The sequence below is a fragment of the Candidatus Krumholzibacteriia bacterium genome (assembly GCA_035649275.1).
Taxonomy (GTDB): Bacteria; Krumholzibacteriota; Krumholzibacteriia.
In genome coordinates this window covers 1-24,647 of the sequence record DASRJW010000076.1, presented here as the reverse complement: position 1 = coordinate 24,647, position 24,647 = coordinate 1, and the positions used below count along the sequence as shown (strand labels likewise).

Genomic DNA, 24,647 nt, shown 5'->3' with positions numbered 1-24,647 from the left:
CGGCTCAAGCGACGTTGCGCTCGAATCGACCGGCAATCGCGGCGGGCAGCTTGTAGCCGTTGCGCAGCAAGGCATCGAAGTACTCGATGGTGCGGAGCAGACCCGTCTCCAACGAGGCCACAGGGTCCCAGCCCAAGGCCTCCTGCGCCAGGGAGATGTCGGGCCGGCGTTGCTTGGGGTCATCGCTGGGTAGGGGCTTGAACACCAGGCGGGAACGTGAACCGGTGAGCCCCAGGATCCTCTGCGCCAGGTCACGAATGCTGATCTCGTGCGGGTTGCCCAGGTTGACCGGACCGGTGAAGCCCTCTGCGGTCGCCATCAGCCGCACACAACCCTCGATCAGGTCGTCCACATAGCAGAAGGACCGCGTCTGCAGTCCTTCCCCGTAGATGCTGATGGGGTCGCCCTGCAAGGCCTGGACGATGAAGGTCGACACCACGCGCCCGTCGGCAGCGTTCATGCGCGGGCCGAAGGTGTTGAAGATCCGCGCCACTTTGATGTCGACGCCGTACTTCCGTCGATATTCGAAGAACAAGGTCTCCCCACAACGCTTGCCCTCGTCGTAGCAGGCCCGCGTGCCGATGGGGTTCACGTGGCCCCAGTAGGTTTCCTTCTGTGGATGCTCGGCGGGATCCCCGTAGACCTCGCTCGTCGAAGCCTGCAAGATCCGGGCGCCCACATGGTGGGCCAGGTCCAAGGCGTGGAGCGTGCCGAGAACGGAGGTCTTGATGGTCTCGACAGGATCGTGCTGGTAGTGCACGGGCGAAGCCGGGCAAGCGAGGTTGTAGATCTCGTCCACCTGGTAGCGGAAGGGCAGGTTCACATCATGGCGGATCAGCTCGAAGGAGCGCTGGTCCATGAGTTCCTGGACGTTCTCCTTCCGGCCGGTGAAGAAATTGTCGAGACAGAGGACCTCGCTGCCGAGATCGAGCAGGCGCTGGCAGAGGTGGGAGCCGAGAAAACCGGCTCCGCCGGTCACGAGAACGCGGTTCGGGTGCAGACGGACCATGCTTCCATGCGCTCCGAAATGAGAAATCGCCGGCTTCCGGATTGAGAAGGCCGTGCGGCATGGGAGACTGCGAGGGGCGCGGCGTGGGAATCGTTGCACGCCGACTGGCCCTTGGGGCCCGTCCTGTTCCCAGTGCTTCCCTGCTCGGGGTCCGCACAATGGCTGTGAAGAAGTATAGCGGCAAGAGCAGCGGCCCAGCCAACGCCGGGCCGCTGCTGCGTTCGCAGGGCGAAAAGATGGGTGTCACCCCGCAGTCCGAGACCTGGAGGTCGGTACGGCGGGGCAATTGGCGCAAAACTGCGCCGTTTACTTGACCATCACCATCCGCTTGCGGCCGGTGAAGGTGCCGGCCTGGATCTCGCAGATGTAGACCCCCGAGGGGACCAGCCGCCCGCGAGCATCCGTGCCGCGCCAGACGGCCTGCTGCCGTCCCGCCGGCATCCACTGGTCGAGGAGCTGGGTCACCAGTCTCCCCTTGGCGTCGTAGACCACGAGCCGCACCTGGGCCTCCACGGGCAGATCGAACTCGATGCGCGTCATCGGATTGAAGGGGTTCGGGACGTTCTGGCGCAGCGCGTACACCTTCGGGATCTCCTGCCCCGCCATGTCGGTGGGGCCGGCGCCGATGGAGAACGTGCCGTCGCTCGTGTCGTACCCGAGCACGCCCTCCGTGTCGTAGACGAAGACTCGGACGCGCGCATTCTGAGTCGCCGTCGTCGGCACGCTCCAGGTGCACGAAGTTCCCGTCACCCCCACCGCGAGGACGCTCCACGACGCGCCGTCGTCCAAGCTGAAGTAGAGATCCGCCTGGCTCACGTGCCAGTCGCGCGGGTTCTCCCAGGTCACCGTGAAGGAGCTCCCGGCGGCGAGCGTCTCGCCGCCGTTGGGCGCGTGCAGCCGCGGCCGGATGATGCGGACGAACTCGGAACCCCAGAACCAGTTGGTGTCCCGGACCTCGCCGGCCACCCGCAAGAGCACCGCTTCGCCCTCCGGCAGGATCGCCTCCACCGCCGCCCGCGGGAACTTGAAGGTGCAATCCGGGATGCCGTTGTTGTTGAAGTCCGAGTGGGTCTCGTAGTTCTCGGTGTCGGCCGGCACCGTGCCGTTGAGCGTCACGGTCTCGATCACCACGTCCCCCGGGGCGTATCCCGGCGGCAGCTCCACGTGCGCCGTCACCCAGTTGCCGTTCGACTGCGGATTGATCGCGTTGGGGTCGATGTCCGCCACGACGGCCTCGATCTCCCCGACGTGGAAGAGGACGGGGACACTGAGCGACGGATGGTACGGGTCGTTGCTCGAGACGACGATGGTGCCGCTGTGGTCGCCCGCCTCCAGCTCCGCCGCATCCAGCGTGACCGTGAGATCCATGCACTGGCCGGCAGGAACCACGCCATGGTCCGGCGAGAGGCTGAACCAGGGCGGCACGACGGCGATGCGTACGGCCAGGTTGTCGTGCACGTAGCTGGTGTTGAAAGCGATGGTGAGACCGTCGTCCCGGGTGTCGTTCTGGAAGCCTATGGTGTTCAAGGGATAGCCGTCGAGCATGGTCAGGTACTGGTACAGGATGTTGCCATCCGGAGTGAGCACGATCTCGAAACTGAACGGCCCCTCGCCGCTCAGGTGCCGGACGTGCTCGTATTGCACCACCAGCCGGGTGCCATCGCTGTGCCAGTAGACGTTTCCCTCCGTCGGGTTCACCGCCAGGTCGCTCCAGAAAGCGGCCAGCATGTTCTCCGGGGCGTTGGTGCTCGGGAGCGGCTGGTTGGAGAACTGCGCCGACGGCGAAGTGAAGCTGATGAAGCCGTTGGAGCAGATGCGGAACTGCGTGTAGGTGATGCCGTAGTAGGAAAACCCGAAGCCGATGGGGAAGGGACCCCGGTTGGAGTCGTCCACCGGAGAGAGGAACACCGGCGTGCCGGTGCGGCTGACGTCGATCCACTGGAAAGCGGGACCGGCGGGGTCGTCGCTGTCGATCCAGCGGTAACCGAAGACATCGGGTCCGCCGCTGTTCTGGAGCACCGGGGCGCCGCGGCGCGGATCCGGTTCGCCCTTCGCGAGCTCCACGTGCTCGACCGGCACGAAAGTCGAGGCGGTGACCGCGACGAAGGGCGGGGCGGCAAGCACGGCGGAGGCCGGGGCGCCGAGCGCGAGGCGGGTCGCTCGTGGTGAGGCGAGCTTCATGGCCCCCGCGGCATCCAGCCCCGGCAGCGCCACGGTCGACGCCGGGCTGCTCAGGCTCACCTGCACGCTGGTCCCGAAGACCAGATCGCTGCCCCCGTTGTTGCAGATGCGCAACGTCTTCGTCTTCTGTCCTCCCGGGGCTGCCGCGGCGGTGAGCGTCGCCGGGGTGACCGAGAGCTGCGGCGGTACGACTCCAGTGCCCGTGAGCTCCACCACGACGATGGGCTCGTCCGGGTCGCTGGAAGCCAAGGCGAGTTGCGTGTTCCGCACCGTTCCGACCGTGGGAGCGAAGGTCACGGTGACCGTGGCGCTGGCATGGGGTTGGAGGACGTAGGCCGTGGGACTGGCGCTGTAGTCGGGCAGTCCGAGCATCGTCCCCGTCACCGTGAGCACATCGGTCCCGGCGTTGGTGACCGTGAGCGTCCGTTGTGCGTCGAAGCCCAGGAAGACACTGCCGAAGTCCAGGGCGAGGGGTCCCACTGTGATGTCCTCGACGCCGGTGACGTGCAGATGCGCCGGCACGCGTACCTCGGACTCGTCCGGATCGTTGTTCGTCACCACGATGTGGGCCTCGTAGTCGCCACCGAGCAGTTCGGCGGCGTCGAAGGTGATCTGCACCTGGACGCTGCCACCGGGGGGCACGGTGCCGGACTCGACGCCGGAGGAGAGCCAAGCCGGGATCGTGAGCGCGGTGATCTCGTTGGTGAACAGCTCGATGGCATCGAGCTTGCCGTCCGAATCCCGGTCCCGGTCGTTCTCCACCGGCATGAAGGTGTTGACGATGGCGTTGTGTGCGGCGGACACGAGCAGCGCCCCCTCGCCCAAGGTGGCCGCGGGAGTAAAGCCGGCCACGGTCTGCGAGGAACCGAGGGCGTTCACCCGGTCGCCGTCGTCGTTGTAGAAGTCGGTCAGCTGGGTGAAGTCAGGGACCGACTCGGGACTGGTGAAGAGGGGATGGCCGGGATCCCAGCGGTAGACGGGCAAGGGAGTGAAGAAATCACCGACCCACTGCAAGCCCAAGTGGGCCCAGAGAGGTTCGGCGCTCACCCCATCGAGGTTCCAGGTGGTGATCAGAACCTTGCCGCCGGCAGCGAGGTGGGCGTCGATGTCGTCCCACACGGGGCCGAGGCTGAAGTTGTAGTTGTCGACGATGACGAGATCCCAGGAGCCGCTGGCGAGGGCGATTTCGAAGCCGGCGGGATCATTGTAATAGGCGGTGTAGGAGAGACCGAGACCCTGCAGGGCTTGGTCCATGTAGTGGCTCCCGCCGCTGTGCCGGTAGTCGTCCGCATAGAGCAGGATGCGCTCCGCCGCCAAACCATAGGTGCGGAACTCCGCCGGGGGCGCCGTGCCTCCTGGCGCATTCGGCTCCGCTTGGAGGCGAGGCAGCACTGGCACCGCACTCATTTCGCCCCGGGCGATCGGCAGCGGTGCCACCGTCGCCGGAGCGCCGCGCGTCTTCCCGGCCGCCGCCGTCGTCGCTGACGGCGCCGACAGGTACTCGAAGCCGATCTGGTACTCGAGCGTGCTCGCGCCTTGGTTGGCGATGGTGAGCGTGCGCGTGGCTGTCTGCCCGGTGAGCAGGTCAGCGCTCAAGGAAGGGGGAGAAACGGCGATATCCGGCGGCAGGAGACCTTGGCCTTGCAGTGCGACGCTCAACTGGCCTTCGTCCGGATCATTGCTCGCCAGCGTGAGCGTCGCCTGGATCACCCCGGCGCTACTGGGAGCGAAGGTGAGCTGCAGCGTCCGGCTCCCGAACGGCGCCAGGTCGAAGCTCGAGATCGCCACGCTGAAGTCGCCATGGTTCACCGCCGCGCCGGTCACGTGGAGCACGTCGGTGCCGGGATTGGAAACCACGAGGTCCCGGGTGACCTGGGTACCGAGGAAGGTCGAGCCGAAGTCGAGGGCGGAGGCGCCGAGCGCGATGTCCGGGACTCCGGTGACTTGCAGGTGCACCGGGACGCGGCTCTCGTGGTGCGCCGGATCGTTGCTGCGGACGAGGAGGTTCCCCTCGTAGCCGCCGCCGAGGAGGCCGGTGGCGTCGAAGGTCGCCGCCAGCTGCACGCTGCCTCCCGCGGGCACCACGCCCGTGGCCGGCGACACGCTGAGCCACGGAGGCAAGGCGGCGATGCGCACCGCCAGGTTGTCGTGCACGTAGCTGGTGTTGAAAGCGACGGTGAGACCATCGTTCCTGGCATCGTTCTGGAAGCCAACGGTGTTGGAGGGGTAGCCGTCGCCCACGGACAGGTACTGGTAGACGATGCTGCCGTTCGGGTAGAGGACGATCTCGAAGCTGTAGGGTCCGTCGCCTCCGAGGTGCCGGACGTTCTCGTATTGCACCACCAGCCGGGTGCCGTCGCTGTGCCAGTAGACGTTGCCATCCGCCGGGATCACCGCCAGATCGCTCCAGAAGGCAGCCAACATGTTCTCCGGGGCGAAGAGGTTCGGCAGCGGCTGGTTGGAGTACTGCGCCGACGACGAGGTGAAGCTGATGAAGCCGTTGGAGCAGACACGGAAGTCGGTGTAGGTGTTGCCGTAATAGGAAAACGCGAAGCCGATGGGGAAGGGACCCATGTTGGAGTCGTCCACCGGGGAGGAGAACACCGGGGTGCCGGTGCTGCTGACATCGATCCACTGGAAGTCAGGGCCGGCGGGGTCGTCGCTGTCGATCCAGCGGTAGCCGAAGCCGTCGGGTCCGCCGGTGTTCTGCAGAACCGGAGCGCCGATGCGCGGATCCGGCTCGCCCTTCGCGAGCTCCAGGTGCGCGTTCTCCACCGACGAGACATGGGTCTCGGGGCTGGCGCTGAACTCCAGATCGCTGCCGCCGGTGTTGGAGAGGGTGACGAACTGGGTCTCGCTCGCGCCACTGAGCAGGTTCGCCGACAGGCTCGTCGGCAGGAGGGTCGCCACCGGCGGCACCAGCCCGGTGCCGGCGAGGGTGACGAGGACGAGCGGTTCGTCCGGGTCGCTGGAGGCGAAGGCAAGCTGGGTGTTCCGCACCGCCGCGAGGGTGGGGGTGAAGGTCACGTTGATCGTCCTGCTGGCGTGGGGCTGCAGGACATAGCTCGACGCCGACAGGTGGTAGTCGGTCAGACCGACGAAAGTGCCCGAGACGGTGAGCACGTCGGTGCCGGCGTTGGTGACCGTGAGCGTCCGTTGCGCGCTGTAGCCCAGGAAGACGTTGCCGAAGTCGAGGGCGAGCGGTTGCACCTCGATGTCTTCCACGCCGGTGACGTGCAGGTGCGCCGGCACCTGCACCGGCGATTCGTCCGGATCATTGCTCGTCACCGTGATCCGCGCGTCGTAGTCGCCGCCGAACAGATCGGTAGCGTCGAAGGTGATTTGGATGTCGACACTGCCGCCAGGGGGCACGGTGCCGGCTTCGACGTTGGCCGACAGCCAAGCCGGAACCGAGAGGGCGCTGATCTCGTTGGTGAACAGCTCGACCGCATCGAGCTTGCCGTCCGCGTCGCGGTCGCTCGTGCTCTCCACCGGCATGAAGGTGTTGACGATGGCGTTCCGCGCCGCGGTGAAGAGGAGCGCTCCTTGGCCCGCGGTGGCCGTCGGGGTGAAGCCGGCAACGAGCTGGGAAGAACCGACGGCGTTCACCCGGTCGCCGTCGTCGGTGTAGAAGTCGTTCAGCTGGGTGAAGTCGGGGACGGACTCGGGCCTCGTGAAGAGCGAATGACCGGGATCCCAGCGGAAGACCGGCATGGCGGAGAAGAGGTCGCTGACCACCTGCAAGCCCAGGTGGGCCCAGAGCGGTTCGCCGCTCACCGCATCGAGATTCCAGGTGGTGATGAGCGCCTTGCCGCCGGCCGCGATGTGGGCGTCGATGTCGTCCCACACCGGGCCGAGGCCGAAGCTGTAGTTGTCGACGATGACGAGATCCCAGGAGCCGCTGGCGAGAGCGAGCTCGAAGCCGCCCGGATCATTGTAATAGGCGGTGTAGGAGAGACCGAGGGCCTGCAAGGCCTGGTCGACGTAGTGGCTCCCGGCGCTGTGCCGGTAGTCGTCGGCGTACACCAGAATGTTCTCCGCCGCCACGCCGTAGGTGCGGAGCTCGGCGGCGGTAGCAGGCGGGAGCGAACCAGCGAAGTTCCGGTTCGTTGGCGGCGGCCCCTGACGTTTCTCCTGCCGTACCAGCTCGGAAGCCAGGCGCGGTTCCTGATCTCCCAGACCGGAGCCCGCGAGCCGTGCCGGTCCCACCGGCGTCTTGGGGACGGACGTCGCCCCGGCCGTCGCCGACAGGAACTCGAAGGCGAGCTGGAAGTCCAGGTTGCTCACCCCTTGGTTGGCGATGGTGAGCGTGCGCGTCGCCGTCTGACCCGAGAGCAGATCGGCGCTCAAGGAAGCCGGAGATACGGCGATGTCCGGGGGCAGGAGCCCTTCGCCCTGCAGCGCCACGCTCACCTGACCTTCGTCCGGATCGTTGCTGGTGAGCGTGAGCGTCCCCTGGATCACCGCGGCACTGCTGGGGGCGAAGCGGACGTGGAGGGTCCGGGCGCCGAAGGGTGCCAGGTCGAAACTCGAGACATCGGTGCTGAAGTCGGCGTGGTCGGCGGCGACGCTGGTCACGTGCAGCACGTCGGTGCCGGGATTGGAAACCACGAGGTCGCGGAGGACCTGGCCGCCGACGAAAGGCGAGCCGAAGTCGAGGGCACTGGCGCTGACCGCGATGTCCGGCGCGCCGGTGACCTGGAGCTGCACGGGAATACGCAAGTCCGGCTCGTCGGCGTCGTTGCTCAGCACATGGATCTCCGCCTCGTAGGCGCCCCCGAGGAGAGAAGCGGCGTCGATCGTCACGTCGAGCACGGTGCTTCCCGGCGCCACCACGGTCCCGGAGGCCGGCGCCACGGTCACCCACTGCGGCACGCTGGCGATCCGCACCGCCAGGTTGTCGTGCACGTAGGGGGCGTTGAACACCACCTGCAGGCCGTCGCTGCCGTTGCCGTTCTGGATGCCGATGGTGGCGCTGGTGCGTGGCTCTCCCATCGACAGGTATTGATAGAGGATGCTGCCGTTCGGGCTCAGGATGGCCTGGAAGGTGTAGGGGCCGCCGCTTCCGTAGTGCTGGACACCCTGCCACTGGACGATGAGACGTGAGCCGTCGTTCCGCCAGTACACCGTCCCGGGGCTCAGGATCAGGTCGTCCCAGAAGGCGGCGATCAGGTGCGGGGGGGCCCCCGGTGTCGGCAAGGGCTGGTTGCCGTAGGAGGCGTCCGCTTCGGACAGGCTGATGATGCCGTTCGAGGTGACGAAGAACTCGGTGAACTCGCCACCGTAGAACGGGAACGAGAAGCCGAGGGGGAAGGGACCGGCTGTCACATCGTCGCCAGCCGAAAGCGCCACGCTCCCGGTGGCGGAGATGTCCGCCCAGGCGAAGCCCGGTCCGCCCGGTTCGTCGCTGTCCACCCAGCGGTAGCCGAAGCCATCCGGGCCGCCGGAGCCGGCGAGAATCGGGGCGCCCGCCCGCGGGTCGACCTCGTCTTTGCCGAGAACCAAGGACTGCTGGATCGCCACGGGGGAGGTGACGAGGGCCGGATTCGGGATGACGAAATCGAGCGTTCCTTCCCCGAGGTTGTGGAGCGTGAGCCTCTGCGTCGAGGACGCGCCGGTGAGCAGGGCCTCGGCGAGCGCCGTGGGCTGGACGTCGATCTCCGGGGGCCCGAGGGTGGTTCCGGAGACGATGTTCGAGATCTCCGAGGGGTTGCCGAACTCGTCGAGAACTTTGACCGCGAAGTAGTAGGGGGTATTGAAAGCGAGGCCCCGCACCTGCATCTCCTCCGCCGTTCCTGGAGGACCCGGGTCCGGTTCGCCGCTCGCCGGCGTCGCGGTGTCGAAGTTGGCAGCGGTGATGGGGAAGGTGGCGTAACGCAGCTCGTAGCGGCTCGCGGTGCCGCTCGTGCCATCGTCCCCCGTCGCGCTCCAATGCAGCACCAGCCAGTTCGAGCCCGCTTGCCCCACCGCCAGGTCGGAGACGGGGCCGGGCGGAGTGCTGTCGGGTTCCGCGATCGCCCCGAAGGCGTTGAGCCGTCCACCGGTCAGGACTCTGCCGGCGAGACCCGGCACCGGGTCGGTGCGGATGAGGAGCAAGGCCTTGGCCTGCGGCGCGCCGATACCGGGAAAGCGCCCGCAGATGAGCGCCAGCACTCCCGAGACGTGGGGCGTGGCCATGGAGGTGCCGCTAAAGTGCCCGTAGCTGTTTCCCGGGAGGGTGCTCAGGATGTCCACGCCGGGCGCGCCGAGATCTACTGTCGTCGCCCCGTAGCTGGAGAAGCCGGCGAGGGCGTCGTTGTGATCCGTGGCGGCGACGGAAACGACGTTCGGCAAGTCGTAACCTGACGGGTAGTGGGGGAACGCGTCGTTGTCGGAGCCGGAGTTGCCGGCGGCGGCGACGAAGAGGATGCCAGCGGCGTTCGCTGCCGAGATGGCCTGGAACATGGCGGCCGAAAACGGACCGCCACCCCAGCTGTTGCTGGTGAGACGCACGCCCATCATGGTGCTGTACTGGATGGCCTCGATCAGATCGACATCGGTGGCCCCGCCGCCCGCATTGAAGGCCTTGAGCGGCATGATCCTGACCCGCCAGTTCACCCCGACGACGCCGATGCCGTTGTCGCCGACCGCGCCGACCGTGCCGGCCGTGTGGGTGCCGTGGCCGTTGTCGTCCATGGGACTGTTGTCGTTGTTGGCGAAGTCCCAGCCGCGGACGTCGTCGATGTACCCGTTGCCGTCGTCGTCGATGCCGTTGCCCGGGGTCTCGCCGGGGTTGGTGTAGATGTTCGCCGCCAGGTCCGGATGGTTGAAATCCGCCCCGGTATCGATGATCCCGACCACCACGTTCTCCGAGCCGGTGAACACGTCCCAGGCCATCTCGGCGTCGATGTCCGCGTCCGGCCGGCCGCCGGTCTGCCCGGTGTTCAGGAGCCCCCAGAGGCCGGAGAACTGCGGGTCGTTCGGGATCTCCTCCACCTGCCGGATGTAGTTGGGCTCGATGTACTCGATCTTGGCGCTGTTCTTGTAGCGCTGCACCGCCTGCTCCACGGTGAGGCCGTGCAGCCGGTGGCTCGCCGCATTCATGCGCTTCAGGTCCTTGAGCTTCGTCGCCCCCAGGTCGCCGAGGATGGCGTTCTTCTCCGCCTGTGTGGCCGTCGGCGCGAACTTGATGATGATCTCGTCTTGCACGTGAGGATGCGCGATCGGCTCGGCGCCCGACCAAGAACCCGAGAGCATCAGGAAGGCGGCGATTGCCATGGCAAGGATTCTTGCCCCGAGGGACATGGTCCGAACCTCCGGCGCTGATGGAATGACAAGCGAGAGGGCGTGGTGGCGGTTCGACCGTCGTGAGGCGACGGCGAAAGAGAATGCGGGTGCATGCACTTTCGAGGCACGCACGACGTGAACTCTCCTGTAACTGCTGCCCGGCACGCAGCACCCAGGATCCGGCTCGATGGAGAAGTCGAACCTTATTAGGCGCAAGGAGGGTCGGGCTGTCAAGGTGATTGAGCCCTGCAGATCACTTTCATGCGCCTCAGGATTTCATTGTCGTTCGCAGCGCATCTCGGCGCGAGAAGCGGTTTGTCCGTAGCTTTCCCGAGGCGTCTTGGGGGGCCTTGTGCCGGCGCGGAAGGCTGCTAGAATGGCGCCGTTCGCTGGGGGTGCCCGGAGCGCGGGCTGAGACAATACCCCTGGAACCTGAACCGGTTCGTACCGGCGTAGGGAAGCGGACCGCACGGACTTTCTTCGGGCTCGGGCCCGATCCAGGAACGCTCGGCCGCTCTCCCGAGGCGGCCTTTTTTGTTGGCCGCGAGACAGGAGGAGTGGGACATGACGCAGCTCGAAGCCGCCCGGCAGGGCAAGGTGACGGCGGAAATGCGCCGCGTCGCGCTGCGCGAGAACGTGACGCCAGAGTTCATTCGCGACGAAGTGGCCCGGGGACGCCTGGTGATTCCCGCCAACGTGAGGCACCTGGCAGGGTCCGGCGGCTCCGAGCCGCGACCCGCAACGAGCGACGGAGCGCCTCGGCCCGGGGCGGAGGAGCTGCCCTTTCACGGTTTGGCCTATCCGGAAACGGGCCTGGGTCATCCCGGCGCTGCGGAGGAGGCTCGCTTCTGGGTCAATCAGACGGTGTCGCAGCGGGCCGCCGAGCTCGCCACACCCGGATTCATGGTGGGGCAGCGCGCTCCCAAGCGGCTCGACCCCATCGGCATCGGCCGCATGATCACGACCAAGATCAACGCCAACATCGGCGCCTCGCCGGTCACGAGCAGCACCGGTGAAGAGGTGGAGAAACTGCGCTGGGCGCAGAAGTTCGGCGCCGACACGGTGATGGACCTCTCCACCGGCGGCGACCTCGATGCCTGCCGCCAGGCGATCATCGATCACAGCACCGTGCCCATCGGCACGGTGCCCATTTACTCGATGATCGTGAACAAACGCCTCGAGGACCTCACCTACGACGACATCCTGGACACGGTGGAAGCCCAGGCCCGGCAAGGGGTGGACTACTTCACCATCCACGCGGGTGTGCTCAAGCAGCACCTGTACCTCATCTCGCGCCGGGTCACGGGCCTCGTCTCCCGCGGCGGCTCGCTCCTCGCCAAGTGGATGATCCACCACGGCAAGCAGAACCCCATGTACGAGATGTTCGACGAGATCTCCGCCATCATGCGGGAGTACGACGTCACCTACTCGCTCGGCGACGGCGTGCGCCCCGGCTGCACCCACGACGCCGGCGACGCCGCCCAGATCGCCGAGCTCGAGGTCTTGGGCGAGCTCGTGCAGCGGGCCCGGGCGCTCGGCGTGCAGGTGATGGTGGAGGGGCCCGGGCACGTGCCGCTGCACGAGATCGCCTGGAACATGCAGATCCAGCAGAAGGTCTGCGACGACGCGCCGTTCTACGTTCTCGGGCCGCTGGTCACCGACGTCTTCCCGGGCTACGACCACATCACCAGCTGCATCGGCGCCACCGAGGCGGCGCGGGCCGGCGCCGCCATGCTCTGCTACGTGACGCCGAAGGAGCACGTGGGCCTGCCGAAGGCGCAGGACGTGCGCGAGGGCTGCATCGCCTACAAGATCGCCGCCCACGCGGGGGACATCGCCCGGGGCATCCAGGGCGCGCGGGCGTGGGACGACGACATGTCGCGGGCGCGGGCGGCGCTCAACTGGCCCAAGCAGTTCGAGCTGGCTTTCGATGGCGACACGGCGCGGGCCTTCCACGACGAGGACCTCGACGTGGACACGGACTTCTGCGCCATGTGCGGCCACGATTGGTGCAGCATGCGGATCAGCAAGGAGATCGAGAGCTTCGCCAGCGGCAAGGATCCGGAGTTCCAACCGGAACGGCGCAGCGCCAAGTCGCCGGGCCTGAGCGAGGAGGCGCGCCACGTCCTCGAGCGGCGCGGCGTCAAGCACGCTTGCCACTCGGACGAGGTCCCGGACGCGGAACAAGCACGCGAGGCGCAGCAACGTCTCCTGGTGGTGGGCGGCGTCACTGCCCCTGCCCGACCGGAGTCGGCTTGAGACCTGGCCAGAGCGCGAAGCTCGGGCCTCGCGGTGCAGATGAGGAAGGTCGCGACGCCCACGGTCAAGCCGGAGCAGCGCGCACGGTGCCGGCAAGTTGACGCGCAGGTTCATCCTGGGTATCGTTTCGCCACACGCCAGTTGATGCGGCCGACATCGTCGGACGGGAATCTGCCCGTGTCCCACGCTGGAGGCGCGGATTCCAGATGAGGTGCGGACGAGAGGGAGGAGAATAGATGACGAAGACCGACATTTTCTCGCTGAACGCGGACTTGTTGCGGCATGTGCATGAACGGGCACCGCAATACGACCGGGAGAACCGTTTCTTTCAAGAGGACTACCAAGAGCTTCGCGATGCCGGCTACTTGCTGATGAGCGTGCCGCGCGAGTTCGGCGGCTACGGCATGTCCCTAGCCGAGGTAGCGCGCGTGGCGCGACAGCTCGCCTACCACGCCCCGGCGACGGCATTAGGACTCAATATGCATCACTATTGGGTGGGGCTCGTGGCGGACCTCTGGCGTGCTGGCGACAAGTCGCTGCAATGGATCCTCGAGGAGGCCGGAAAAGGAGCGGTCTTTGCCGCCGGCCATGCTGAATCGGGTAACGACCTGCCGCTGCTTCTTTCCACGACCACGGCCGAGCGTGTCGAGGGTGGCTACCGCTTCAACGGGCGCAAGTCGTTCGGTAGTCTGACGCCCGTGTGGACATTCCTCGGCCTTCACGGCATGGATGCAAAGGATCCCAAGGCGCCCAAGATCGTGCACGCCTTCATGCCGCGCGACACGAAGGGGATCTCCATCAAGGAAACCTGGGATGTGATGGGGATGCGTGCAACGCGCAGCGACGACACAGTTCTCGAGAACGTCTTCATTCCCGATCGGTATATTGGGCGTGTCGTCCCGGCCGGTGCCGCGGGCATTGATGCCTTCGTTCTCGGCATCTTTGCCTGGGCGCTCATCAACTTCGGAAACATCTACTACGGTCTGGCGACGCGCATGCGCGACATCGTTGTCGAGATGCTCAAGGAGAAGAAGTCTCTGGGAGTATCGCGGAGCATGGCCTATCATCCGATCGTCCAGTATGGATTGGCGGAGATCGTTCTGCTGCTCGAGAGCGTGTTACCACAGCTCGAAAGTGTGGCCAAAGACTGGTCCAACGCCCAAGAGCGAGGTCCGGAATTCGCGCTGCGCATTGTAGCGGCGAAATACAACGCCGTGGAGGCCGGCTTCCGTTGTGCCGATCGTGCCCTCGATCTCTCGGGCGGCTTCGGCATGTTCAAGAAGAGCGAGCTCGAGCGCCTCTTCCGCGATGCGCGGGCCGGCCGTTTCCACCCGGCGAATTGGACCCTGTCGCACGAGCTCGTCGCAAAGATGACGCTTGGTATCGATCCGGACGAACAGCCGCGCTGGGGATGAGGAAGGTCACGAGACGAACGAGAAGAGCCGGATTCGAGAGCGGCGTCGCTGCCCCGGCCCGACCGGAGTCGGGCTCTACACACTAGCGTTCCGCGGAGCTGGAGCCGGGCGGCCCTTGGTGCGGACGCGGCGCGCCCGCCGCCAGGCTCCGGGCGATTCGCCCACCATGCGCTTGAACGCCCGCGAGAAGCTCGATGCCCGCATCGGCCTTTTCCCGTAGACGCAAGCGCCGAACGCAGGAAACGGGGTCTACTCGTATCGCAACGACTCGATGGGATCCTTGCTCGCCGCCTGTTGCGCCGGGTAGAGCCCGAAGATCACGCCGACGGAAACCGAAATCCCGAACGAGATCAGCACCGCCGCTGCAGAAACCACGGTCTCCCAGCGGGCGAGCATGTTGATGGCGACCGCCATCCCGGCACCGAGGAGGATGCCGATGACACCCCCGCCCCCGGAGATCAGCAGGGTCTCGTTCAAGAACTGCACGAGGATGTCCCGCTCGGAAGCGCCAATCGCGCGTCGGATGCCGATCTCCCGGGTACGTTCGGTGACGCTCGCCAGCATGATGTTCATGATTCCGATGCCGCCCACCAACAAGGAGAGGGCGGCAATGGAACCCATCACGATGTTGAAGATACGCTGCGTACGCTGACTCTGAGCCAACAACTCATTCGGGACGATGACCTCGTAGTCTTTCACACCACGATGCGCAGGCTCCAGGATGCGAGCGATGACCCACGACGATGGCACCACCTCGTGCGCCTCGTGCACCTGCACCGCGATTTCTTCGATTCGATCTGGCCCCTTCGGATTCGAAAACCGCTTCAACGAAGCGGTCACGGGGATGTACACATCGCGATTCATATTGCGCAGCTCGATCACACCACCCGTACTGACGTTTTTCCGCTGCATGACACCGACCACCGTGAACGGCTCCTCGCCGAGGCGTACTTCCTGGAATAACGCCTCTTCCGTGCCGAACAGCTCGCGTTTGATCTCCTCGCCGAGCACGCAAACGGGGCGAGCATGCGCGAGATCCAAGCAAGTGATGAACCGGCCGCTCTGTAGTCGCGAATTCGTGAGATCGTCATATTCGTCACCGACACCGATGATCGCCGTGCCCTGGAACCTGCTGCTGCCACGAAACACTTCCACGTCCACGAACTTGAGGGGCGACAGGGTGCGCACTGTAGGTAGAGTCGCGCGAATCTGCTCGGCGTCGCGTAAGGTGAGCCCCGGCGAATTGCGGTACTCGGCTTCGTTCGCGGCGTCGCCGCTCAGCTGCACATCGTGCACCCGGATGTTGTTGGTTCCCAGCAACCGGATTTGCTCGATGGCCTGGCGCCGGGCGCCCTCACCGATCGACATCATCGCGATGACCGCTGCCACGCCGAAAATGACTCCGAGCATGGTGAGGAATGTCCGCAGTTTGTGGAGGACGAGATTCTTCACGCCCGCCCGCACCATCTCGCGGATGTCCACGCTTCCTAAGCCTCCTCGTTCCATAAGTCCTGGCCCTACGTCCGGGCGCGCACCTGCTCGATCTTATGGTCACTATCGATGCGCCCGTCCAGCATGTGGACGATACGCTGGCTCCATGCGGCCACACTCGGATCGTGAGTGACGAGGAGAATCGTCGTGCCACGCGTGTGTAGACCCTGAAGAATCTCGAGGATGCTGCGTCCTGTCTTGCTGTCGAGGTTTCCCGTGGGTTCGTCGGCTAAGACGAGCCGCGGTTGGTTCACGAGGGCACGGGCGATGGCTGTACGCTGGCATTCGCCTCCAGAAAGCTCATTGGGTCGATGCCACTGCCGTTCTCCCAAGCCCACGGCGTGCAAGAGCTCGCTCGCTCGCTCCCGGCGCTCGCTCAGGAGTACACCGGAATACACCAAGGGAAGCTCGACATTCTCGATCACGCTCAGCTGCGGGATCAGGTTGAAGCTCTGAAAGACGAAGCCAACCTTGCGGTTGCGTAGCCGCGAGAGTTCGCGATCATCGAGGGTTTGCATCTCGACCCCGTCCAGGGTGTAACGGCCGTCGCTCGGCCGGTCGAGGCAACCGAGCAGGTGCATGAGTGTGGACTTGCCTGACCCCGACGGGCCCATGATGCTCACGAACTCGCCCTGATCGACCTGCAGGTCGAGCCCGCGGAGTGCCGCAACTTCGGTTTCACCCATGCGGTACACTCGCCGCAGACCCTGCGCGTCGATCAGCATTTGCTCCCTCCTTGTGCCAGCAGGCCGAGGCGATCCCGCTCGCCATGGATCTTTCGAAACCGCGAGCCGACAGCTCCCGACGTCAAATGGGTTGAGCCAGGAGGACGCGTTCCCCCGGTTGGAGACCGGAGCGAATGACCACGAACTGATTGTTGCTACTACCACACTCCACGACGACGCGCTGTGCCTTGTGGCCACGCTTCACGTACGCTACCGTCGTGCCATGATCGTTGAAGATGGCATGAACGGGCGCGTAAGTGACCTCCGAGAACTCGCCCACCAAAATGGACACCGAGGCGGACAATCCTGGGCGCAAGCGCTCGTCGGCATTGTCGACGTCCACTTCCACCGTGAACGCCTTCACGCCGGTGCGGCTCCCCGTGGCCTTGTTCACCTTCTGTTGCGCTAGAGACCCAATGCGCACGACCTTGCCGTGGAAGACGACATCCGGTACCGCATCGAGACGAATGTCCACTGGCTGTCCGACCTTCACCTTCTCCACGTCCATCTCGTTGACCTCGGCCACGACTTGCATCGAGGTGATGTCCGGGAGCTCCATGAGTGGTTGCCCCTCGTACGGCGTCTGCCCGAGTTCGACCTTCTTGCCCTCCTCCGGTCGTCCCACAAAGGAGTGCACCACGAGTCCAGCCATCGGGGCGAAGACTGCATTGCCCTCCAGCTTGCGCTGGGTCTGCTTGAGAACGGTCTCAGCTCGCGCCATATCGGAGCGCTTCTCGTTCACCGCGGCTTCGAAGGAGCCTGTCTTCGACCGGAGTTCGAGGTACCCAAGCCTGGCCTCCTCGACCTCGCTGTCCATGGCGAACCCCTTCCGCTGCAGTTCGAGGAGCGCCTCGTATGCTTTCTTGGAATTCTCCTCCTTGTACTTCTGCGCCTGGAGTTCCGATTTGGCCTTGTCGAGCTGAGCCTCCGCAACGGCCACGAGAGACTGGCACTCCTGCACCTGGATTTCGTACTTGGCCGACTCCAGCTGCACGAGCAAGTCGCCCTTCTTCACCCATGTTCCCTCAGGCACCAGGTAGGTGATCAGTTTGTCGTTCGGGGAAGTGATGATGGCGGAGCGCTTCGCCTTGAGCTCACCCGTTTCGGTGATGTGCATGGCGAAGTCACCCTTGACAACCTCTGCCGTGGGAATGTCCAGGGCACGGCCGTTGGTGGCCACGAAGCGCCAGCTCACCACGGCAACGGCGGCTGCCAGGAGCCCCACCCGGAACCAGAGTTTCTTGTGAATCATGGCTTTACCTCGGAAATGAGACCTCGACTTCATTCGCAGCCTACGGCGCCTCCTGGATGAATCCACCCAGCAGCGCTTCGAGCCGCGCCAACTCCACATGGTGGCTGACGACTTCGTCAACCCAATCACTCTCGGCTTCGACAAGATCCTTTTGCGCATCTGTGATGTCGAGGTTCGACGCCCGTCCGAGCTGGAAGTTGACGTTCGCGAACTCCACCTTCTCTCGTGCGCCTTGCATCGTTTTTTCGATCACATCGATGCGTTCTGTAATGCGCTGCAAATTGCGCGCGGCATCGCGGACCCGCAGGACCACCTGACGCTCTCTTTCCAATAGCACCCGCTGGCTCTGCTGATGACGCAGCTGCGCGGCCTTGTAGGCGTTGCCCAACGTCTTGTTCAGGATCGGGTAGCTGAACGTCACGGTACCTTGCAGGACTCGCCCCTCGGTCCGGCGCTCCACCACTTCTCCCGGTGCAATGCTGCCACGTGCCTCGTCATAGCGCAGCCCGAGGTCCAAGCGGGGCAGACGGTCGTTTCCGGCCACGTACATCGCCAATTCGCTGCGCTCTACATCCAGGTGCGCGCGGACGATCTCCGGATTGTCCTTCAATGCCTTTTCCACCCACGGCTCCACAGCGATCGGGATCGGTTCGCGTGTGACTTGCACCGAATCCACCTGGAGTGCCGGGGTGAAAGGTACGCCGAGGATGTTCGCCAGGTTGTCGAGGGCGGCGCTGTAATCCGTCTGCGCGATGACCAAACGACTGCGGTCCTGCGCCAGGATGATCTCCGCCGACAGCACGTCGCGACGGGTGGCGAGCTTCGCCTCCACCTTGGCTTGCGAAAAGGCAAGCAGATGCTCGTCTCGCTCGATGGCGCGCTGGTTCACTTCGATCAGCTGTCGATTCCGGATCACCTCGTAGTAGGCGGTCTTGACATCGAACATGACGCGCCAAAGTTGCGATTGCAGGGCCGCCGCCGTCGCTGCCGACTCGAGGCGGGCGTCTTTGACATCCGCCGTCGCCTTGCGCCAACCCGCATCCCTGAGCATCGACTGAGTGAACGCGATGGCGCCATAGTAACCTCCGTGGAGGTCTCTGCTGCTTTCATCGAAGCCATACAGGAAGTCCAAAGAGCCACCCAGCGGCATGCGCTGCGTGAGCTTGACCAGGAGGCTGAGGTCCTCCCGCGTCTGAACGTCGCCGAGCCCCGAGGGGCTGAGGCCGAAGTCGTCGATGTCGCCTCGCGCATGGGTCCGAATCGTCTCGAGGTTGAACACGGGATACCACGTGCCCAGGGCTCCGCCCACGCCGGTTGCCACCGCATCGTGCTCCAGCTGCGCAATGGCCAACGGCAGATTGTGCGCCGTGGCAATGTCGACGCAATCCTGAAGCGACAAGGGGCCGGCGAGCCGCGCCCTGATCTCGGCGTTCTCTTCGTCCGGTGGCTGCACCGACGCTGGATCCAAAGATTGTGCTCCCACCGGTGTGACGCCGCAAAGGCACGGCCACATGCTCACGAGGATCGATGCGAGCCAGGGCGCAATCCGCTTCATCCTGCGCGCCATCCATTCCAACGTTTTCCTCAAAGTCATCTTGCTTAGAGTTGCTTCCATGAGCGTAATGCGGCCAGGGACGCGCGGCAGCGCCGCAGTGAATCCCAACTCGAGGAACCTGCCGAGTGGAAACTGCACCAATGGCGGGAGAACCACGGCTGAGGGCGAACGAAGCGGGGACGGGATGGCAAGCTAGGACCCCTTCCGAGGCGCGTCGACGAAGAGCGTCTGAGGCGGACACCACAGGAGTATAGGATCCTCGATGCAGCCAGAGTGTCACGGGTCGGTCGCACGCTCGTACCAGTTCTGTAAAAAGGCATCCTCGTTCTTCATACTCCCAGCAGGGTGCACAGCCCCTCGAGTCGCCTCGCGTTGGCTGCCCAGGTCCGTTCACACAGGACCCAGTCGCGAGCCCGCACTGCCTGCGCCCGGCCCGAATCCGGGTCGTCCAAGACCCGGCGCAGCTCGGAAGCAAGGGAGTCGACGTCGTCAGGCACCGTGCCGGCATACGCGGAGCGTAGGGTTAACCGCACACAGTGCATGTCGATCGTGACCTGCTCCACTCGCTTTACTCGCTGTAAACGCCCTCGAGTGAGGAGGGGCGGTGGGTAGGACTTCCCATTGGCCAGCACTGTGCTATCTGGAGCCGGCCACGTCGCCTACGACCTGAACTGATTCGACGACACCGCGTCTCGTTGGTGGTAATGGAATCCAGGTATGCAGGGCACAGCGAAAGTGCTGTAAAGCAATCCTATCAGGGCCGTTACGGCATGGTCAAGCGGCCCCAGGCTGGCGCCCGAAAACCCACACGATTGCCTGCGCGGACTAGGGACCCTGGCCGATCAGGCGGCGGATTGCGTAGAAACTCCCAATTACAGTTCGCAATGCGACCCATCCGCCCCTGGGTCCTGGTCCCGTGCATGTCGTCGGAGGCCTACGGCGTTGACGGGCTCCCCGCCACATCGGCCCGCAGGACGTCACCCGGCTTGCCGGCATCGAGGCTGCCTCCTCCGTACTGCAGGTGCCACAGCCTGCGGTATGCATCGCTGCTCGCCATCAACTCTGCGTGGCTCCCTCGCCTGCTGACCGCGCCTGCCTCGAGGAAGACGATGTGATCCGCACTCGCCAGGATCGAGAAGCGATGCGCAATGATGAAAGTGGTGAACCCCTTGGTCAAGCGGTCGAGCGTTTTGATCTTGGCCTCTGCCAAAGCATCGAGCGCCGCTATCGGCTCATCCAGAATCAGAATGGGGCGACCTCGCAGGATCGCCCGCGCAATGTTCAGACGTTGCTTTTGACCGCCTGAGAAGTTCGTGCCTCCTTCCTCGATGAGCGTGTCGTATCCTTGCGGCAACGCCTGGATGAACTGGTGCGCTTCCGCTGCATTCGCAGCTGCTACGACCTCTTCCTCGCGGGCGTCTTCACGACCGTAGTCGATATTTTCGCGCACCGTCTTGCGAAACAAGAAGGCGTCCTGCAGGAGCACCGTGATCTGGTCGCGCAGGCTTGCCACTGTATGATAGACGCGGTGCACCGGAGCGAAGCCACCACCGACTTCCTCCAGGTAGCGCCGGTTGCAGTCCGTGCAGGTGAGCACGAACTCTGCCTCCCGCACCTTCTCGCGCAACACCTCCGGACGCGCTAGCCACAGATCCTTGGCATGCGCCGTGAAGCTGAAAGTCGACCCCGTCATCCACTTGAGGAGAAGCGCCCGTCGCAGGCCCGTGGCAGAAGTGTGCATGGTAGTGATGGATCAAACCGTTGCGTAAGACCCAACCAGCGAGAAAGCCAGCTTGGAAAACCGTTTCGTTGCCGTCCCGCTCCGGCCACGCACTAGCTTCCAGAGCAGCCAAACGCAGGGACTTGCAATAGGCGCGCGGTCGGCGCAACAGCAAGAGCACGTGTCCTAGCATCAGCTTCGGCAGCGAAACGAGCACTCGCTCCGGCACATGATAGATTGGAGCGCGCACCCCCGGGCACTGGGTTGGTGTTCCCCATCACGGCCCTTCACCAGCCTGTAGATACGCAGGTCGAGCCCGAGGCGTTCGAGCTCCACGATTTCATTGCTGACGAAGGTTTCGGAAATGCGGGGGAAGGCCTGGGAATGTAGCCGACCGTGACTGCCGCTTCTTTCATGAACGCATCCACGTTCGCAGTTCGTCCGACACCTTTCGACTTGCTCGACCCAGACCGTCCGTGTCGAGTACCTCGGAAGCAGGGCGGAGGGTGCCGTTCCTTCCCAGCGCCTGCTTTACTTTGAGCGTCATGGTCTCGGGCGAGAGATCCTCCGGACGGATCATGTCGAGCAAACCGAGCGCTTCCATGCGTGTCGTGCGCAGCAGTTGCTCGTTCACCGGGCTGCCGCGGGGAACCACGAGGGCCCGCTTCCGCAACGAAAGAATCTCGCACACCGTGTTATAGCCGCCCATCGACACCACCAGGTCCGCCGAATTCATGTAACTCAACAGGTCCGTAGTGAAATCGAGGATTCGGACCTTCTCGGGATCTGCCCGGGCCTGGAGCCATCGCCGCTCCGCGACGGGCATCTCGGGCCCGAGCACCAGAAGGCTGTGGATCTCGGGGCAGGGATCACCATTGGCTGACTTCCGCAGCCCCTCGACACTCTCCAAATAGGTTTTCATGAGCTTGTAGGCGTCGCCGCCCCCACCGCCGGTGACCAAGACGAATCGTCCTGTCTGGATGCCGAGCTCCTGGCGCACGTCGCCGCTGTCGCGGAGCTGGAAGTTCGGCATGATGTATCCGCAGTAACTCATCTTGCGCCCGATCGATTCTGGCAGCGTGTACTCCTCGACCATGTCGCACACATGGGGCGAGCCGAACACCCAGATCGCGTCGTAGTAGCGGTCGATGGCTTCGCGGAACCGCCGCTGTTGCCACATCCGGCGAACAAATGGCGCGTCGTCCAGAACGTCGCGCAGGTACAGGATCAGTTTCGACTGCGGCTTGTTCTTCTTGAACCAGCGAATGCTCTTCTCCAGCTCACCCTTGACCCCGGTAGGCACCTTATCGACGAGGACGACGTGCGGTGCGAACCACTTGAATGCCGAAAACACTAGATCCCGGCGCATACTGCGCACATCCTTGAACGGCGCGTTGATGTAGCGAGCGACGTACTGGTTGCGCGCTTGACGTAGTACGCTCGGAAGCTTGACGAAGTCCACGTGCGCCGGCATGGGGAACCGATGAGATTCGAAGTTGCCCGTAAGAACGAGGATCGAGATCTGTGGGATCTCCGCGGCGAGTTGTTCGCAGATCTTGAGCGCCCGTTGCAGGTTGCCGAGGCCGAACGTGTCGTGCGAATACACGAGCAAGCGTGTTACGCCCGAACCGGGCTCGTGGGACCTAGCATCCTCGCTGGCATGCGTTCGAGTGGATACCTGAGGATGCTGGGTGTGATCGCGCTGCCGCGCACTGCCGGAGTCGCCTGATGCCGGCTCGTCGCTAGCGTGAGAGCCAACCAAGGCCACGGGAATCCTCCGAAGCGGAGACCAGCGGTACCTTCACGGCCTCAAGAAGAACCCAAGCTCGGGTGCTCTTGTTTGTGAGACTTTGACTCTATCCTCATGATCCACCTATGTCAACGACGCCACACGGATGCTTGCAAGCAGCGCACGACCTCCTATTCCCAGGAACGTTTGTACGGTGAGATCGGACTGCGGCTCCAATACGATTGGGTGGAAATACCCAAGTTCAAGCGGCTGGATCAGGGTTGAGTCTGTGCCCTCTCTCAGACGACGGTCAGAACCTCTATATCCTGTCGCGCCACGATTCGAGCGCTCTCCTTGCTGGCGTGGGTGACTTCACTCAACTGTGGCTCCTCCTTGCCCCGCGCGAACTTTGGGATTCAAATCGAGCCGAGACCGGAGCCACGCTGAAGCGCTATGCAGAGGCGCAAGGCGATCCAGATGAAGTGATCGCAGTGGAGGCGCGCTGCACGCGTCTTCGAGACGCGCACAGGTGCTGGGATTCAGCGCTGGAGTCGCTTCGCCGTACGGGAGCAGGCGAAAGCCCTCGCTGCTACGCCTTCACCGCCGGACGGCCCTTGGTGCGGACGCGGCGCGCCCGCCGCCAGGCTCCGGGCGACTCGCCCACCATGCGCTTGAACGCCCGCGAGAAGGCCGCCTCGTTCTCGTAGCCGACCTCGAGGGCGACCTCGATCACCTTCGCATCGGTGTCGCGCAGCCACTGCGAGGCGAGCTGCATCCGCCATTGCGCCAGGTAGTGCATGGGCGGTTGCCCGATGAAGTGGGCGAAGCGCTCGTGGAGCGTCGAGCGCGAGATCGCCGCCTCGTCGCCGAGCCGCTCGAGCGTCCACGGCTCCGCGGGCCTCTCGTGCATGAGGGCCAGGGCGCGGCCGACGGCCGGGTCCCGCGTCCCCGCCAGCCACCCCGTCTGGTCCGGCGGCAGGGTGTCCAACTAGCGGCGCAGGGCTTCGACGAACAGCATCTCGCTCATGCGTTCGAGCACTGCCTCCCCTCCCGGGCGCTTGCGCTGGGATTCTTCGGCCAGCGAGCGCAGGAGCATCCCGATCAACGAGCTCCCTCCGGCGAGGTCCGGCATGCGCAGCACCCGCGGCATGGAGGCGAGGAGCGGGTTGAACGGCTTCGCGTCGCACCCCACGTAGCCGCACACCACCGTGGTCTGGCCGTCACTGCGGTGCTCGAACGGTGCGGTGGGCGTGCCGTCGTCCGAGACCCGGAGAGACCAGGGCAACTGGGGCGGCCGGGGCGAGAAGTAGATGTCGGTATCGACGCGCTTGGCGCGCATTCCCGCTGCGCTCGACAGGACGTGATGATCGCCCTGTGGAAACAGGACCATGTCGCCTTCGTTCAGGCGGACCGGCTGTTCACCCAGCACCGCGGCCCAGCACGAACCGCTCGCGATGCCGTGGAACGGCATCAGGTGCTCGACCCCCGGCATGACTGCGGGAATGATCTTGCTCGACTGTGGCGTCTCCGCGACCCAGGGATCGGCGTTCTTCAGGTAGAAGAAGAGCGCCCCGCGTAAGCGGACAGCGCGAAGCAGATCGGAAAGCGTGTCACCGCTCATCGCCAGCGCAACCGTTCAGTCGCTGGACGCCCCTATCGGCGCCCCCGGATCCGGACGAATGGCACCATCATCCCGACCTGCGGGGCGGTGTCAAGGTGGTGGCTTTTGGAATGTTGTCGTCTGTTGTCGTCTGTGGGCGTGAACCCCCGCACACAGCTCGGAAGAGTCGATCCGCCACCCACAGCAGTGCCACGCAACGGCCTCGAGGCCGTGGTGACGAAGCGACGACGAAGGGGTTTCAGCGGCCCGTTTCTCCAGGGCGCCGGCGGCCTTGTCATTGGCCGGGTCGCGAAGGCTGCATCGCCTTCAAGATCGCCGCCCATGCGGGTGACATCGCCCGGGGTATCCAGGGTGCGCGGGCGTGGGACGACGTGGACACGGACTTCTGCGCCATGTGCGGCCACGATTGGTGCAGCATGCGGAT

The 24,647-nt window shown here is 64.9% G+C and carries 12 protein-coding genes and 1 riboswitch; of the genes, 2 read left to right on the top strand and 10 right to left on the bottom strand.

Going from position 1 to position 24,647, the window contains the following annotated elements:
* Window positions 1–4: 4 nt before the first annotated feature.
* Together VFE28_07380 and VFE28_07375 are read right to left on the bottom strand one after the other, a co-directional pair.
* Complete coding sequence (locus VFE28_07380; protein ID HZM15807.1) at window positions 5–1,009, bottom strand: UDP-glucuronic acid decarboxylase family protein; 1,005 nt, start codon at window positions 1,007–1,009, stop codon at window positions 5–7.
* A gap of 306 nt (window positions 1,010–1,315) precedes the next feature.
* Window positions 1,316–10,447 (bottom strand): choice-of-anchor D domain-containing protein, encoded by a 9,132-nt coding sequence (locus tag VFE28_07375; GenBank protein ID HZM15806.1) that lies wholly within the window; start codon window positions 10,445–10,447, stop codon window positions 1,316–1,318.
* Window positions 10,448–10,837: 390 nt separating this feature from the next.
* A riboswitch (TPP riboswitch) is annotated at window positions 10,838–10,932 on the top strand.
* 88 nt (window positions 10,933–11,020) lie between these two features.
* Here VFE28_07375 and thiC point away from each other — a divergent pair.
* Together thiC and VFE28_07365 are read left to right on the top strand one after the other, a co-directional pair.
* Complete coding sequence (gene thiC / locus VFE28_07370; GenBank protein HZM15805.1) at window positions 11,021–12,715, top strand: phosphomethylpyrimidine synthase ThiC; 1,695 nt, start codon at window positions 11,021–11,023, stop codon at window positions 12,713–12,715.
* A 236-nt stretch (window positions 12,716–12,951) separates the two neighbouring features.
* Window positions 12,952–14,130: an acyl-CoA dehydrogenase family protein gene (locus tag VFE28_07365; GenBank protein ID HZM15804.1), complete on the top strand. Its 1,179-nt coding sequence runs from the start codon at window positions 12,952–12,954 to the stop codon at window positions 14,128–14,130.
* 249 nt (window positions 14,131–14,379) lie between these two features.
* Here the strand turns inward: VFE28_07365 and VFE28_07360 are convergent, their stop codons facing one another.
* From VFE28_07360 to VFE28_07325, 8 genes are all read right to left on the bottom strand, one after another.
* Window positions 14,380–15,612, bottom strand: coding sequence for an ABC transporter permease (locus tag VFE28_07360; GenBank protein ID HZM15803.1), 1,233 nt, complete (start codon window positions 15,610–15,612; stop codon window positions 14,380–14,382).
* 35 nt (window positions 15,613–15,647) lie between these two features.
* A complete protein-coding gene (locus VFE28_07355) occupies window positions 15,648–16,343 on the bottom strand; it encodes an ABC transporter ATP-binding protein (protein HZM15802.1) in 696 nt (231 codons plus the stop codon).
* Between the two features lie 85 nt (window positions 16,344–16,428).
* Window positions 16,429–17,598, bottom strand: coding sequence for an efflux RND transporter periplasmic adaptor subunit (locus VFE28_07350; protein HZM15801.1), 1,170 nt, complete (start codon window positions 17,596–17,598; stop codon window positions 16,429–16,431).
* Between the two features lie 40 nt (window positions 17,599–17,638).
* Window positions 17,639–19,153: a TolC family protein gene (locus VFE28_07345; GenBank protein ID HZM15800.1), complete on the bottom strand. Its 1,515-nt coding sequence runs from the start codon at window positions 19,151–19,153 to the stop codon at window positions 17,639–17,641.
* Between the two features lie 934 nt (window positions 19,154–20,087).
* The gene (locus tag VFE28_07340) at window positions 20,088–20,780 is read right to left on the bottom strand and encodes an ATP-binding cassette domain-containing protein (GenBank protein ID HZM15799.1); all 693 of its coding nucleotides are present in this window, start codon (window positions 20,778–20,780) and stop codon (window positions 20,088–20,090) included.
* Between the two features lie 505 nt (window positions 20,781–21,285).
* On the bottom strand, window positions 21,286–22,479 hold the full coding sequence (locus VFE28_07335; protein ID HZM15798.1) for a glycosyltransferase: 1,194 nt from the start codon (window positions 22,477–22,479) through the stop codon (window positions 21,286–21,288).
* Between the two features lie 712 nt (window positions 22,480–23,191).
* The gene (locus tag VFE28_07330; protein ID HZM15797.1) at window positions 23,192–23,590 is read right to left on the bottom strand and encodes an AraC family transcriptional regulator; all 399 of its coding nucleotides are present in this window, start codon (window positions 23,588–23,590) and stop codon (window positions 23,192–23,194) included.
* Window positions 23,591–24,223 (bottom strand): cupin domain-containing protein, encoded by a 633-nt coding sequence (locus VFE28_07325; protein ID HZM15796.1) that lies wholly within the window; start codon window positions 24,221–24,223, stop codon window positions 23,591–23,593. It abuts the gene before it with no gap.
* Between the last annotated feature and the right edge of the window lie 424 nt (window positions 24,224–24,647).

What these genes read in the sequence shown, in the direction of transcription:
- VFE28_07345 (HZM15800.1), bottom strand. Translation starts at nt 19,153, where the DNA reads ATGAAGCGGATTGCGCCCTGGCTCGCATCGATCCTCGTGAGCATGTGG.
- VFE28_07350 (HZM15801.1), bottom strand. Translation starts at nt 17,598, where the DNA reads ATGATTCACAAGAAACTCTGGTTCCGGGTGGGGCTCCTGGCAGCCGCC.
- VFE28_07380 (HZM15807.1), bottom strand. Translation starts at nt 1,009, where the DNA reads ATGGTCCGTCTGCACCCGAACCGCGTTCTCGTGACCGGCGGAGCCGGT.
- VFE28_07365 (HZM15804.1), top strand. Translation starts at nt 12,952, where the DNA reads ATGACGAAGACCGACATTTTCTCGCTGAACGCGGACTTGTTGCGGCAT.
- VFE28_07375 (HZM15806.1), bottom strand. Translation starts at nt 10,447, where the DNA reads ATGGCAATCGCCGCCTTCCTGATGCTCTCGGGTTCTTGGTCGGGCGCC.
- thiC (HZM15805.1), top strand. Translation starts at nt 11,021, where the DNA reads ATGACGCAGCTCGAAGCCGCCCGGCAGGGCAAGGTGACGGCGGAAATG.
- VFE28_07325 (HZM15796.1), bottom strand. Translation starts at nt 24,223, where the DNA reads ATGAGCGGTGACACGCTTTCCGATCTGCTTCGCGCTGTCCGCTTACGC.